Source organism: Castellaniella denitrificans, assembly GCF_027214045.1.
Lineage (GTDB): Bacteria > Pseudomonadota > Gammaproteobacteria > Burkholderiales > Burkholderiaceae_B > Castellaniella > Castellaniella denitrificans_A.
Map to the genome: position 1 here is coordinate 312,447 of NZ_JAPWHE010000001.1, position 12,653 is coordinate 325,099.

The 12,653-nt window shown below is 67.9% G+C and carries 9 protein-coding genes; 8 read left to right on the plus strand and 1 reads right to left on the minus strand.

Annotated elements, in window-relative coordinates; genetic code table 11:
- Positions 1-181: 181 nt before the first annotated feature.
- The 8 genes from O4H32_RS01600 to O4H32_RS01635 all read left to right on the plus strand — a co-directional run bounded on the left by O4H32_RS01600 (position 182) and on the right by O4H32_RS01635 (position 10,871).
- Complete coding sequence (locus O4H32_RS01600) at positions 182-859, plus strand: TetR/AcrR family transcriptional regulator (protein WP_269356069.1); 678 nt, start codon at positions 182-184, stop codon at positions 857-859.
- The gene (locus O4H32_RS01605; RefSeq protein WP_269356070.1) at positions 856-3,201 is read left to right on the plus strand and encodes an acyl-CoA dehydrogenase; all 2,346 of its coding nucleotides are present in this window, start codon (positions 856-858) and stop codon (positions 3,199-3,201) included. The genes O4H32_RS01600 and O4H32_RS01605 overlap by 4 nt, the downstream gene beginning before the upstream one ends.
- Positions 3,201-4,493 carry an acetyl-CoA C-acetyltransferase gene (locus O4H32_RS01610; protein ID WP_269356072.1) on the plus strand — a complete coding sequence of 431 codons (1,293 nt, stop codon included), beginning with the start codon at positions 3,201-3,203 and terminating at the stop codon, positions 4,491-4,493. The genes O4H32_RS01605 and O4H32_RS01610 overlap by 1 nt, the downstream gene beginning before the upstream one ends.
- Position 4,494: 1 nt before the next feature.
- Entirely contained in the window at positions 4,495-6,417 is a 1,923-nt protein-coding gene (locus O4H32_RS01615; RefSeq protein WP_269356074.1) for a 3-hydroxyacyl-CoA dehydrogenase NAD-binding domain-containing protein, read from the plus strand.
- Between the two features lie 232 nt (positions 6,418-6,649).
- Positions 6,650-7,993: an OmpP1/FadL family transporter gene (locus O4H32_RS01620; protein WP_269356076.1), complete on the plus strand. Its 1,344-nt coding sequence runs from the start codon at positions 6,650-6,652 to the stop codon at positions 7,991-7,993.
- A gap of 22 nt (positions 7,994-8,015) precedes the next feature.
- A complete protein-coding gene (locus tag O4H32_RS01625; RefSeq protein ID WP_269356078.1) occupies positions 8,016-8,543 on the plus strand; it encodes a DUF4442 domain-containing protein in 528 nt (175 codons plus the stop codon).
- Positions 8,540-9,169 carry a chalcone isomerase family protein gene (locus O4H32_RS01630; RefSeq protein ID WP_269356080.1) on the plus strand — a complete coding sequence of 210 codons (630 nt, stop codon included), beginning with the start codon at positions 8,540-8,542 and terminating at the stop codon, positions 9,167-9,169. Before O4H32_RS01625 ends, O4H32_RS01630 begins: the two co-directional genes overlap by 4 nt.
- Positions 9,170-9,191: 22 nt before the next feature.
- Positions 9,192-10,871 (plus strand): AMP-binding protein, encoded by a 1,680-nt coding sequence (locus O4H32_RS01635; RefSeq protein WP_269356082.1) that lies wholly within the window; start codon positions 9,192-9,194, stop codon positions 10,869-10,871.
- Between the two features lie 11 nt (positions 10,872-10,882).
- On the opposite strand, the gene ggt is transcribed toward O4H32_RS01635, so the two are convergent.
- On the minus strand, positions 10,883-12,652 hold the full coding sequence (gene ggt, locus O4H32_RS01640) for a gamma-glutamyltransferase (RefSeq protein ID WP_269356083.1): 1,770 nt from the start codon (positions 12,650-12,652) through the stop codon (positions 10,883-10,885).
- Between the last annotated feature and the right edge of the window lies 1 nt (position 12,653).

The following is a 12,653-nucleotide window of genomic DNA, read 5'->3' on the forward strand; positions in this document are numbered from 1 at the left end:
GCATGAGAAACAAAAGAAACGAATCCTTGAAAGTGTATCCTGGACACAGCATTTCCCCAAGAATCAATCCAAGGAACGACCATCGGCGCACGGCTGCCTTTCCCGCATGCCTAGGGGGTAACACGGATACTCAATCCAGGCGGATTGTGTATAGTTTTAAAACAAACGTTTGAATTATCACATGGCCACCTCCCGCTCGACTCATACTCGCGATGCCATCCTCGATGCCGCCGAACGCCTGTTCGCCGAGCATGGCCACGACAACACGTCCATGCGCCAGATCACCCAGGCAGCGCAGGTTAACCTGTCCGCCGTGAACTACCACTTCGGCTCGAAGGACGCCCTGGTCGGCGCCGTGTTTCAGCGCCGCCTGGACGCCCTGAACGACGAACGCCTGCGTATCCTGGACGACCTGGAGGCCAAAGCCGGTGGCCAGCCGCTCAAACCCTCCGCGATCGTCGAAGCCTACTTCGGCCCCCTGGTGCGCCACGCCTGCAGCGCCGGCGCCGAACGGCGCGCCTTCATGCCGCTGCAATCCATCGCCATGTCCGACCCGAACGGCGCCATCAGCGCCCTGTTCGCGGCCCAGCGCTCGGTGGTCGCGCACCGGTTCACCCGCGCCCTGCTGACCTCGCTGCCCTGCGTGCCGGAAGCCGAGATCGTCTGGCGCTTTCATTTCATGCTCGGCGCCACGGCCTACGCCATCATGGGCGCCGAGAGCTCCAGCCGGGCCATGAATCTGCCGGGTGAAGCCAGCATCGACGCCCAGGCGCTGCTCAATCGCCTGATGGCCTTCCTGCTGGGCGGCCTGCGTGCCCCGCTGTCGACCGGCACGACACCACCTGGAGCCCCGACATGACGTTCCTGCTGATTCTTTTCGTCCTGCTGCTGGCCGCCGCCGCCTTCGTGCTGACCAGTCACGACCTGCGCATCCGGCACCTCAGCCGTCCCCTGTACCGGACCTTCCGCCGGATCCTGCCACGCATGTCGGACACCGAGCGCGAAGCCCTGGAAGCGGGCACCGTCTGGTGGGAAGGCGAGCTTTTCCGGGGCCGCCCCAGCGCCAGCGCCCTGCATGCCATCCCCGCCCCGCGCCTGACCGAGGCCGAGCAATCCTTCCTGGACCACGAAGTCGAGACCGTCTGCGCGATGGTCGACGACTGGCGTGTCACCCGCCAGGACCTGGACATCCCCGCCGACGCCTGGGAATACATCAAGACCCACCGCTTCTTCGGCATGATCATCCCGCAGGAATACGGCGGCCTGGGTTTCTCCGCACTGGCGCACTCCGCCGTGGTCGCCAAGCTGTCCACCCGCTGTTCCGCGCTGTCGGTCACCGTCATGGTGCCCAATTCCCTGGGTCCGGCCGAACTGCTGCTGCATTACGGTACCGAAGAACAGAAGAACCACTACCTGCCGCGCCTGGCACGCGGCGAGGAAATCCCGGCTTTCGCACTGACCAGCCCCTGGGCCGGCTCGGACGCCGCCGCGATCCCCGACCACGGCATCGTGTGCCGAGGCGAATGGCAAGGTCGCGAAGTCCTGGGCATGCGCGTCACCTGGGACAAGCGCTACATCACCCTGGGGCCGGTGTGCACCATCCTGGGTCTGGCTTTCCGGCTGTACGATCCCGACGGCCTGCTGGGCGACACACCCGACCTGGGCATCACCTGCGCCCTGGTGCCGGCCGACCACCCCGGCGTGGAAACCGGCCGCCGCCATTTCCCGCTGGATGCGATGTTCATGAACGGCCCCACGCGCGGACAGGACGTGTTCATGCCGCTGGACTTCATCATCGGCGGTCCGGCCATGGCCGGCCAGGGCTGGCGCATGCTGATGGAATGCCTGGCGGCGGGGCGTTCGATCTCGCTGCCCTCGTCCTATACCGGCATGGCCAAGCTCACCGCGCGCGCCGTAGGGGCCTATACCGTGGTGCGCGACCAGTTCCGCACCCGCATCCACAAGTTCGAGGGCATCGCCGAAGCCCTGGCGCGCATCGGCGGTCACACCTACCTGATGGACGCGGCCCGCGTCATGACGGCCGGCGCCGTGGACCTGGGCGAAAAGCCCGCCGTGGTCTCGGCCATCGTCAAATATCACGTCACCGAACGCGGCCGCACCGTGGTCAACGACGGCATGGACATCATCGGCGGCAAAGGCATCTGCCTGGGGCCGCAGAACTTCCTGGGCCGCGCCTACCAGCAGATCCCGGTGGGCATCACGGTCGAGGGCGCCAACATCCTGACCCGCAGCCTGATCATCTTCGGCCAGGGCGCGATCCGCTGCCATCCCCACGTGTTGGACGAAATGCGTGCGGCCCAGGCTGCGGACCCGGAACAGGGCCTGCGGGATTTCGATCGCGCCTTCTGGGGCCACGTGCGCCACACCACGGTCAATGCGCTGCGCGCCATCGGCCACGGCTTCACGAATGCACTGCTGGCACGCCCCGACACGGCCGTCGCCCCTGAAATGGCGCGCTACTATCGGCAACTGACGCGCTTCTCGGCGGCCTTCGCGACCCTGGCCGACGTCTCCATGCTGACGCTGGGCGGCGCGCTGAAGCGGCGCGAATCAATCTCGGCCCGCCTGGGCGACATCCTGTCGCAGCTCTATCTGATCTCCGCCACGCTGAAACGCTACCAGGACGAGGGCCGCCAGACCGCAGACGCACCGCTGGCACACTGGGCGCTCCAGGATGCGTTCTGCCGCGCCCAGGACGCTTTCGCCGGTGTGCTGGCCAACTTCCCCAACCGCCCCCTGGCCTGGATCCTGCGCGCGCTGCTGTTCCCCTGGGGGCGGCCATTCGCCGCGCCTTCCGACGCGCTCGCCATGGCCGTGGCCGATGCGATCAGCCAGCCCGGCGGCGCGCGCGACCGTCTGACGCAGGGCGCCTACATCCCTCGGGACCCGGCCGAACCCGTCGGCGCCATCGAGGCCGCCTTCGCCGCCACGCTGGACACCCAGGCCATCGAGTCCCGCATGCGCGAATTCGAGAAGGCCGGCCGCGTGCCCGCCGCCGATCCGCGCGCCAACGTGCGCGACATGGCCGAGGCCATCCATGCGGCCGGCGGCATCACCGACGACGAACTGGACCGCATCCGCGCGCGCAACGCGCTGCGCGACCGCGTGATCGCCGTCGACGACTTCGACGCGGATCTCCAGAACCCGTCGCGGATCGAATCCGAGGGAGTCCGATCCTGATGGACTTCGAACCCATCTACATCATCGACGGGGCGCGCAGCCCCTTTCTCAAGGCCCGCAACGCGCCGGGCCCCTTCTCCGCTTCCGACCTGGCCGTGCAAACGGGCCGCGAACTGCTGCTGCGCCAGTCCTTCGCGCCCACCGAACTGGACGAGGTCGTGATCGGCTGCGCGGCGCCCTCGGCCGACGAAACCAACATCGGCCGGGTGATCGCCCTGCGCCTGGGCTGCGGCGACCGCGTGCCCGGCTGGACGGTGATGCGCAACTGCGCCTCCGGCATGCAAGCCCTGGATTCCGCCGCCATGGGCCTGCAGACCGGCCGCCACGGCCTGGTCCTGGCCGGCGGCGTGGATGCGCTGTCGCGCGCGCCGCTGCTGTTTCCCGACGAGATGGTCCACTGGCTGGCCCAATGGAACCAGGCCCGCACCCTGGCGCAACGGCTGCCGCTGCTGCGGCGCTTCCGCCCCGCATACTTCAAGCCGGTGATCGGTCTACTGAAGGGCCTCAGCGATCCGGTGATCGGCCTGTCCATGGGCCAGACCGCCGAAAACCTGGTCCACCGCTTCGGCCTGACGCGCGAACAGCTCGATGCCTATTCGGCGCAAAGCCACGCCCGCGCCCTGGCCGCGCGCGGCCGGGGCGCCTTCGACGAAATCGTGCCCCTGGTCGACGCCAAGGGCGCGCTGTACGCGGATGACGACGGCGTACGCGCGGATTCCACCCCGGAAAAGCTCGCCAGGCTCAAGCCCGTCTTCGACAAGCCCTACGGCAACATCACGGCGGGCAACAGCTCCCAGGTCACCGACGGCGCGGCACTCCTGCTGCTGGCCTCGGAGCGCGCCGTGCGCGAACGCGGCCTGCGGCCCGTCGCCCGCATCGTCGACGCCCAGTGGGCCGCTCTGGACCCCGCCGTCATGGGCCTGGGGCCCGTGCACGCGGCTTCGGCTATACTCGCGCGCCATGGTCTGGAGCTGAACGATCCGGACTTGTGGGAAATCAACGAGGCCTTCGCCGCCCAGGTGCTGGGCTGTCTCGCAGCCTGGCGCGACGAATCGTGGTGCCGGGAGCACCTGGGGCGCGGCGCGCTGGGAGACCTGGACATGGACCGACTGAACGTGGACGGCGGCGCTATCGCGCAGGGCCATCCGGTGGGAGCCTCGGGCGCGCGCATCGTGCTGCATCTGGTGCGCGCCCTGCAGGCCCGCGGGCTGCGCCGGGGCATGGCCGCCATCTGCATCGGCGGCGGCCAGGGCGGCGCCATGCTGATCGAACGCTGCGACCAGGAGGCCTGACATGACCTTCGAATCCCTGGGCCTGCGTCATTTCCACTGTGCGACCGACCCGCAAGGCATCGCCTGGGTGACCCTCGACTGCGCCGACAGCGCCGTCAACCGCCTGTCGGGCGAGGCGCTGGCGGAACTGAACCGCGTCCTGGATCATTTCCAGTCCGCCCCGCCAGCCGCGATGGTGATCCGCTCGGGCAAGGCCGCCGGTTTCATTGCGGGCGCCGACATCGACGAATTTTCCCAACTGAACGACGCCGCCACGGCGAGCCGCTTCGTCGAGCGCGGCTGGACCGCCTTCAACCGCCTCGCGGCGGTATCCTGGCCGACCCTGGCCCTGATCCAGGGCCATTGCATGGGCGGCGGCCTGGAACTGGCCCTGGCCTGCCGCTACCGGATCGTCGTGGATCAGCCCGACACGCGCCTGTCGCTGCCCGAAGTCATGCTGGGCATCTTCCCCGGCTGGGGCGGCATGCTGCGCCTGCCCCGGCGCGTGGGCGCCCCCCTGGCCCTGGACATGATGCTGACGGGCCGCGCGCTGAACGCGCGCCGCGCCGCGCAGGCCGGTCTGGCCGATCTGTGCGTGCCGCCCCGGCTGGCGGAGCGCTCCGCCGCGTGCCACGTCCTGTCGAATCAGCCGGTGCGCGGACCTCGAGGCAAGGACGCCTGGCTCAGCCACCCGGTCCTGCGGCCGCTGCTGCTGCGCCAGGCCCGCAAGACCCTCGAAAAACGCGACCCGCAAGGCCACTACCCGGCCCCGCGCGCCATCCTGGAGATCTGGGCGCATCACGGCGGCAACGCGCTGGACGCGCCCGGACTGATTGACGGCATCGTCCGGTCCGACACCGCCCGCAACCTGCTGCGCGTGTTCCGCATGCAGGAACGCCTCAAATCCTTCGGCAAGGCCGGCGACCGGGCCCCCGTGCGGCATGTCCACGTGGTGGGCGCGGGCGTGATGGGCGGCGACATCGCCGCCTGGTGCGCGCTCAAGGGCCTGACCGTCACCCTGCAGGACACGGATCGCGCGCGCATCGCCCAGGCCATCGGCCGCGCCCAGGCACTGTACGCCCGCAAGATCCGGGCCGCCCGCGAGGCGCGGCTGACGGCGGACCGCCTGATTCCCGACCCGGACGGCCAGGGCGCCGCCCGCGCCGACCTGGTCATCGAGGCCATCAGCGAAAACCTGGACGCCAAGCGCGGCCTGTACGCCGCCCTGGAACCGCGCCTGAAGGACGGCGCGCTGCTGGCGACCAACACATCCAGCCTGTCGCTGCAGGACCTGGGACGCGACCTGGCGCGGCCGGAACGCCTGGTGGGGATCCATTTCTTCAACCCCGTGGCGAAGATGCCCCTGGTCGAAGTCGTCGCCGCCGAGGCCACCGATCCGCAGGCCCAGGCCGCCGCCTGCGCCTTCGTCGGCCGCATCGGCAAGCTGCCTTTGCCCGTCAAGAGCGTGCCCGGCTTCCTGGTCAACGCCGTGCTGGCGCCTTACATGCTGGAAGCCATGCGCTGCGTGGACGAAGGCTTGCGCCCCGAGACCATCGATACCGCGATGAAGGCCTTCGGCATGCCCATGGGGCCGATCGAACTCATCGACACCGTGGGCCTGGACATCGCCCGCGACGCAGGCGCGCAATTGACCGGCGGCGCTGAGCCGCCCGCCTGCCTGGCGCGGCATCTGGATCGCAACGAACTGGGCCGCAAGTCCGGCCAGGGCTTCTACCGCTGGCGCGAGGGCAAGCCCGTCCGCGCCGAAGCGGGCGCGGCCCCGGCCGGGCTGGCGAGCCGTCTTTTGCAACCCTTGATCGACGCCACCCGCCGCCAGCTGGCGGCTGGCGTCGTCACCGATTCCGAACTCGCGAATGCGGGCGTGATCTTCGGAACGGGCTACGCACCTTATACGGGGGGACCGATGCCAATCGACGACAGTTGATCGCCCTTTGACACCGGCCTGATGCCGGCCCCCCGTCGCCCTCATGGACGACACCCCGCGACGGGGTCTTACCGATCCGATTTGAGAGGCTGCTCGCATCCGACGCGCAGCCTGGGAATGTTCGTCCCTGCCGTTCGATCTCAAGCCCGATACCGCTGATCGGGCAGTACCCCAACCGCAGGCACGCCTGCGCACAAAGACGACTTTCATTCATCAATCCAGAGGAGACACGATGAAAACGCAATACACGCTCAAGACCCTGTCGGCCCTGATCCTGGGCCTCGGTGCCGCGGGCGTCGCCCACGCTGCCGGCTTCCAGCTGCTGGAACAGAACGCCAGCGGCATAGGAAGCGCCTATGCAGGTTCCGCCGCCATCGCGGAGGACGCCAGCACCGTCTACTTCAACCCCGCCGGCATGACGATGCTGCCGGGCATGAACGTCAGCGCGGGCGCGGTGGCGATCAAGCCGAGCTTCAAGTTCTCGGACGGTGGCACGACCGGCCCGACCGCATTCGGAGGCGTTCCGCTTGGTCCGTTCGGTGGCCGGCCAACCGGCGGTGGCGACGGCGGGGACGCGGGCTCCTGGGCCGCCGTGCCCAACGCCTATTTCACCTGGGAAGTGAATCCGCGCGTCTGGCTGGGGCTGGGCGTGGGCGCGCCTTTCGGCCTGATGACCGAATACGAGCAAGGCTGGGCCGGCCGTTATCACTCGGAAAAATTCTCCATCGAAAGCATCAACATCAATCCGTCGATCGCCTTCAAGGCCACCGACACCTTGTCCTTCGGCCTGGGTGTGAACTGGATGCAACTCGACGCCGACTACCGCAAGGCACAAGCCATTCATAACCCGGGAACGGGCGCTTATCTTGGCGACTTCCAGGCCAGGGTCAAAGCGAAGGGTGATGCCTGGGGCTGGAACGCCGGTGTCTTGTGGCAAGCCACACCGGACACCCGCTTCGGCCTGTCCTACCGCTCCAAGGTCAAGATCGACGCGGATGGGACGACCCGTGTCTCGAACCGTTCTGTCAACCCCGCTTTCCTTGCCGCCCCTCAACTCGGCGGACTCATCGGCCCCCATGACGCCGAGACCTCGGTCGAACTGCCCGACACCGCCATCCTCAGCGTGGTCCACCAGTTGAACGATCGCTGGACCCTGCTGGGCGACGTGTCGTGGACCGGCTGGAGCAGCATTCCGGAGCTGAAGATCCAGAACACCGGCATTCCGGACGCCAAGCTCGACCTGCGCTTCAAGGACGCCTGGCGCGTGGCCCTGGGTGCTCATTACCGCTACAGCGACAGCTGGACCTTCAAGGGTGGCGTGGCCTGGGATCAGTCGCCGGTGCGCGACGACGCCTTCCGCCCCGCGTCCCTGCCGGACAACGACCGCTACTGGGTGTCCCTGGGCGCGCAATACCGCTTCAACAAGAACACCAAGGTCGACGTCGGCTACGCCCACCTGTTCGTGAAGAACACCTCGGTGAACAATACCTCCGACCCCAAGGGCGCGGGCGTGCTGAAGGGCGATTACAAGAGCAGCGCGGACATCATCGGCGTCCAGTTCTCGCACCAGTTCTGAGCGCGGTGACCGTGAGCCTGGCATGAAGTTGTCGCAGTTGAACCGCCTGCCGCCGCGGTGGCGGGCGCGCGCCATGCGCACGGGCTTCAACCTGCACCCGGCCTTCCGCGCAACGGGAGGCCGGGTGGAATATGTGTCCCACGACCTGTTGCACGTGCGCGTGCGCCTGGCGCTCACACGGCGCACGCGCAACATCGTGGGCTCGATCTTCGGCGGCTCGCTGTTCGCCGTCACCGACGGCGTGCACGTGGGCATGCTGATGGCCCGCCTGGGGCGGGACGCCATCATCTGGGACAAGGCCGCCGAGATCCGCTACCGCAAGCCGGCATTCCGCACGCTGTACGCCGATTTCGTCCTGTCGGAGGACGAGTTGCGGGGCATCCGCGAGGATCTGGACCGCGATCACGAAACCGAACGGATCTACCAGGTGGACCTGAAGGACGCCGACGGCATGGTGCACACGGAAGTCCGGCGCACCATCTACCTGGCCGACAAGGCCTACTACAAACAACGCAAGCCGCGCCCGGACGCGGCGGGAGACGCATCATGATCCATCCGAACACCGCCTTCGGCTCCGTCCGAACCCTGCTGCGGCACACAGCCGCCGCCCTGGCCCTGGCCACCGTCGGCCTGTGCGCGGCGACCCCCGCCCTGGCCCTGACCATCGCCAATGTGGATGTGCCCGGGCAGCAGTCGGTCGCCGGGCGTGATCTGACCCTGAACGGTGCCGGACTGCGCCAGCGCTTCGTCTTCCATGTCTACGTCGCCGCCCTGTACCGCCCGAAAGCCTCCGGGGACGCCGAAGAAATCCTGACCAGCCCGGAGCCGCAGATGCTGCGCCTGACCCTGCTGCGCGACATCAGCAGCAAGGCGCTGACCGACGCGCTGAACGATGGCCTGAAGGCCAATTGCACGGAAGCCGAACTGAAGGACATGGCCGCCACCATCGACCATTTCGAAGCCTTCATGAAGACCGGCGGCGAGGGCGCCTCGGGCGATCGGGTGGACATGATTTTCAATCAGGGAACCGTCTCGGTATCATTCAAGGGCAAGGCACTGGGGGAAGTGAAGGATCCCCGTTTCGCCACCGCGCTCCTGAAAGTCTGGCTGGGCGCCCACCCGGCCCAGGAATCCCTGAAAGCGGCCCTGCTGGGCCAGGAATCCAAAAGCAACTGATCTGACATAAAGGAACCGCATCATGGAACGCATCTGGCTGGAACACTACCCCGAAGGCGTGCCGGCTGACATCACCGATCAGGCCGCCGCCTATGCTTCGCTGGCCGACCTGTTCGAGCAGAGCTGCGAGCGGTATGCCGGCAACACGGCCTACATCAGCATGGGTGCGTCCCTGACTTACGCGCAGACGCTGGACAAGGCCCGGGCCTTCGCGGCCTGGCTGCAGTCCCAGGGGGTTGCCAAGGGCGACCGCGTCGCGCTGATGATGCCCAATCTGCTGCAATACCCGATCTGCCTGTTCGGCACGCTGATGGCGGGCGCGGTGGTGGTCAACACCAACCCGCTCTACACGGCGCACGAACTGCACCACCAACTGAGCGATTCCGGTGCTTCCACGGTGGTGGTGGCGGAAAACTTCGCCCATACGCTGCAAGAGGCGATGCAGGACACTCAGGTGAAACGCGTGGTGGTCACCTCGCTGGGCGAACTGCTGGGCTTTCCCAAGGGTCTGATCACCGACCTGGTGGTTCGCCACGTCAAAAAAATGGTGCCCGCCTGGCACATCCCGGGCGCCGTGCGTCTGGGCGACGCGCTGGCCGAAGGCGCCCGCGCGCCCTATCACCGTCCCACGCTGACGCATGCCGACCTGGCGGCGCTGCAATACACCGGCGGCACCACGGGCGTGGCCAAGGGCGCCATGCTGAGCCACGGCAACCTGGTGTCCAACGTCTGCCAGGCCTATGCCTGGGTGCGGCCCTACTGCCAGGGCGACCGCGAATGCATCGTGACGGCGCTCCCCCTCTACCATATCTTCGCCTTGACGGCGAACTGCCTGACCTTCATGCGGCTGGGCGCCAGCAACCTGCTGATCGTCAATCCGCGCGACATCCCCGGCTTTGTCAAGGAACTGGGCAAAACCCGGTTCACCGCCCTGACGGGGGTGAACACGCTCTTCAACGCCCTGCTGAACAATCCCGATTTCGCCAAGCTGGACTTCAGCGGGCTGAACATCACGCTGGGTGGAGGCATGGCCGTCCAGGAGGCCATCGCGGCACGCTGGCTGAAGACCACGGGCAAGCCCATCGCCCAGGCCTACGGCCTGACGGAAACCTCGCCCGCCGTCACCATCAATCCGCTCGACAAGGTCGACTTCAACGGTTCGATCGGCCTGCCGGTGCCGTCCACGGACGTCTCCGTTCGCAACGACAACCGCGCCATGGCGATCGGCGAATCGGGCGAGATCTGCGTCAAGGGTCCGCAGGTGACGGCCGGCTACTGGAACCGTCCCGAGGAAACCGCCAAGGTTTTTGACGCGGACGGCTGGCTGCTGACGGGCGACATCGGCTACATGAACGACAAGGGCTTCGTGTTCCTGCTGGACCGCAAAAAGGACATGATCCTGGTGTCGGGCTTCAACGTCTACCCGAACGAAGTCGAGGCAGCCGCCATCGAGCACCCCGGCATCCTGGAGGCCGCCGCCATCGGCGTGCCCGGCGGCGCTTCCGGCGAGGTCGTCAAGCTCTACGTGATCCGCAAGGACCCCAACCTGACCGAGGCCGATGTGATCGCCCATTGCCGCAAGCTGCTGACGGGCTACAAGGTGCCGAAGTTCGTGGAATTCCGCGAGGACCTGCCGCGCAGCAATGTAGGCAAGATCCTGCGCAAGGAACTGCGCCGCGAAGAGGACAAGCAACCCGCCTGACGGCGGTTGCCTCAGTAGCCCAGGGCGGCACCGTCCGGGTTGCGCGGGTCCGAGGCGCCGTACAGCATGCCGTCACGGATGAGGATGGTCTGTGTCTTGCCCATCGTCGGCTTGACCACGACGTGGTGTCCGTAGCGGCGCAACAGCGCCAGTGTGTCGGGACTGAAGCCCTTTTCCACCCGGAGCTCATCGGGTTGCCACTGATGATGGAAACGCGGCTGCGCGGCCGCTTCGGCCGGATTCATGCCGAAGTCGATCGCGTCGACGACGGTCTCGAGCACCGTGGTGATGATGCGCGCGCCGCCCGGGCTGCCAGTCACCAGCCAGGGCTGGCCATCGCGCAGCACGATCGTGGGCGTCATGGACGACAGCGGCCGCTTGCCGGGCTGGATGGCGTTGGCCTCGGCGCCGATCAGCCCGTAGACATTGGCCACGCCCGGCTTGGCGGAGAAATCGTCCATTTCGTTGTTCAGCAGGATCCCGGTGCCGGCGGCCACGATCCCGCTGCCGAAATTCGTGTTCAGCGTATAGGTGACGGCCACCGCATTGCCCGCCGCGTCCGCCACGGAAAAATGCGTGGTCTGATCGCTTTCATAGGGCTGCGGGCGTCCTGGCCGGATGTCGGTGGCCGGCCGTGCGCGATCCGGCGCGATACCGGCGGCCAGGTGCCGTGCGTAGGCCTTGGAAACCAGGCCGGCCACGGGCACATCCACGAAATCCGTATCCCCCAGGTATTGCGCGCGATCGGCGTAGGCCAGCTTCATGGCCTCGGCCATGTGGTGCATCGTCTGCGCGCCGCCCGCCCCCCATTGCGCGAGGGGCCAGGGTTCGATCATGTTCAGGATCTGCGCCAGATGCACGCCCCCGGAGCTGGGCGGCGGCATGGTCACGATCCGGTAACCACGATATTCAGCCACAATGGGCGGGCGTTCGACGGCACGGTAGGCCTCCAGGTCGCGCGCAGTGATCAGCCCGTCGTGACGCGCCATTTCGGCGGCGAGGCCAGCCCCGATCGGCCCCCGATAGAACGCATCGGCCCCATGGTGTGCGATCAGGCGCAGGGAACGCGCCAGATCGCGCTGGACCAGGTGCTCGCCCGCCCGCAGCGGACGCCCGTCGCGCCAGAAAATCGCGCGCGTCGCCGGCCAGCGGCCCATGGGCCCAGCGCTCCGTGCCAGGGCGCCAGCCAGGGTGGGACTGACCGGATAGCCTTGTTCAGCCAGCCGGATCGCGGGGGCCATGACCTGGGACAGGGGCAGCGAACCCCAGCGCTCCAGCGCGTGCGTCAGGCCGGCCACGGTTCCCGGCACGCCCACCGCCTGGTGCGTGTACAGCGATCGTCCGTCCACGACCTCGCCGCGCGCGTCCAGATACATGTCGCGCGCCGCCCCCATGGGTGCCGTCTCGCGGAAGTCCAGCGCATGATCGCGGCCGCCGTGCGCCTCGTGCACCATCATGAACCCGCCACCGCCCAGGTTGCCCGCGTTGGGCAACGTCACCGCCAAGGCGAAACCCACCGCCACCGCCGCGTCGACAGCGTTGCCGCCGGCCCGCAGCATCTCCAGGCCGGCGCGCGAGGCCAGTGCCTGTTCCGAGACCACCATCCCGTGACGTGCGGCCACAGGATGGAAGATATCCAGGCCGGCGTTGTAAGCCGCGGCGGCCGCGCGGGTGACGGGCGCCGCCGGCGCCACGGACGGGCCGGACCGCTGGGGGGTGGAGCAGGCGGCCAGCAGGCCGGCCAGGACCAGGCCGAACCAGCGCACACGGAATGGTTTCATG

Excerpts from the sequence above, each read along its gene's own strand:
- O4H32_RS01600 (WP_269356069.1), top strand. The coding sequence starts at position 182 with ATGGCCACCTCCCGCTCGACTCATACTCGCGATGCCATCCTCGATGCC.
- O4H32_RS01610 (WP_269356072.1), top strand. The coding sequence starts at position 3,201 with ATGGACTTCGAACCCATCTACATCATCGACGGGGCGCGCAGCCCCTTT.
- O4H32_RS01605 (WP_269356070.1), top strand. The coding sequence starts at position 856 with ATGACGTTCCTGCTGATTCTTTTCGTCCTGCTGCTGGCCGCCGCCGCC.
- O4H32_RS01625 (WP_269356078.1), top strand. The coding sequence starts at position 8,016 with ATGAAGTTGTCGCAGTTGAACCGCCTGCCGCCGCGGTGGCGGGCGCGC.
- O4H32_RS01630 (WP_269356080.1), top strand. The coding sequence starts at position 8,540 with ATGATCCATCCGAACACCGCCTTCGGCTCCGTCCGAACCCTGCTGCGG.
- ggt (WP_269356083.1), bottom strand. The coding sequence starts at position 12,652 with ATGAAACCATTCCGTGTGCGCTGGTTCGGCCTGGTCCTGGCCGGCCTG.
- O4H32_RS01615 (WP_269356074.1), top strand. The coding sequence starts at position 4,495 with ATGACCTTCGAATCCCTGGGCCTGCGTCATTTCCACTGTGCGACCGAC.
- O4H32_RS01620 (WP_269356076.1), top strand. The coding sequence starts at position 6,650 with ATGAAAACGCAATACACGCTCAAGACCCTGTCGGCCCTGATCCTGGGC.
- O4H32_RS01635 (WP_269356082.1), top strand. The coding sequence starts at position 9,192 with ATGGAACGCATCTGGCTGGAACACTACCCCGAAGGCGTGCCGGCTGAC.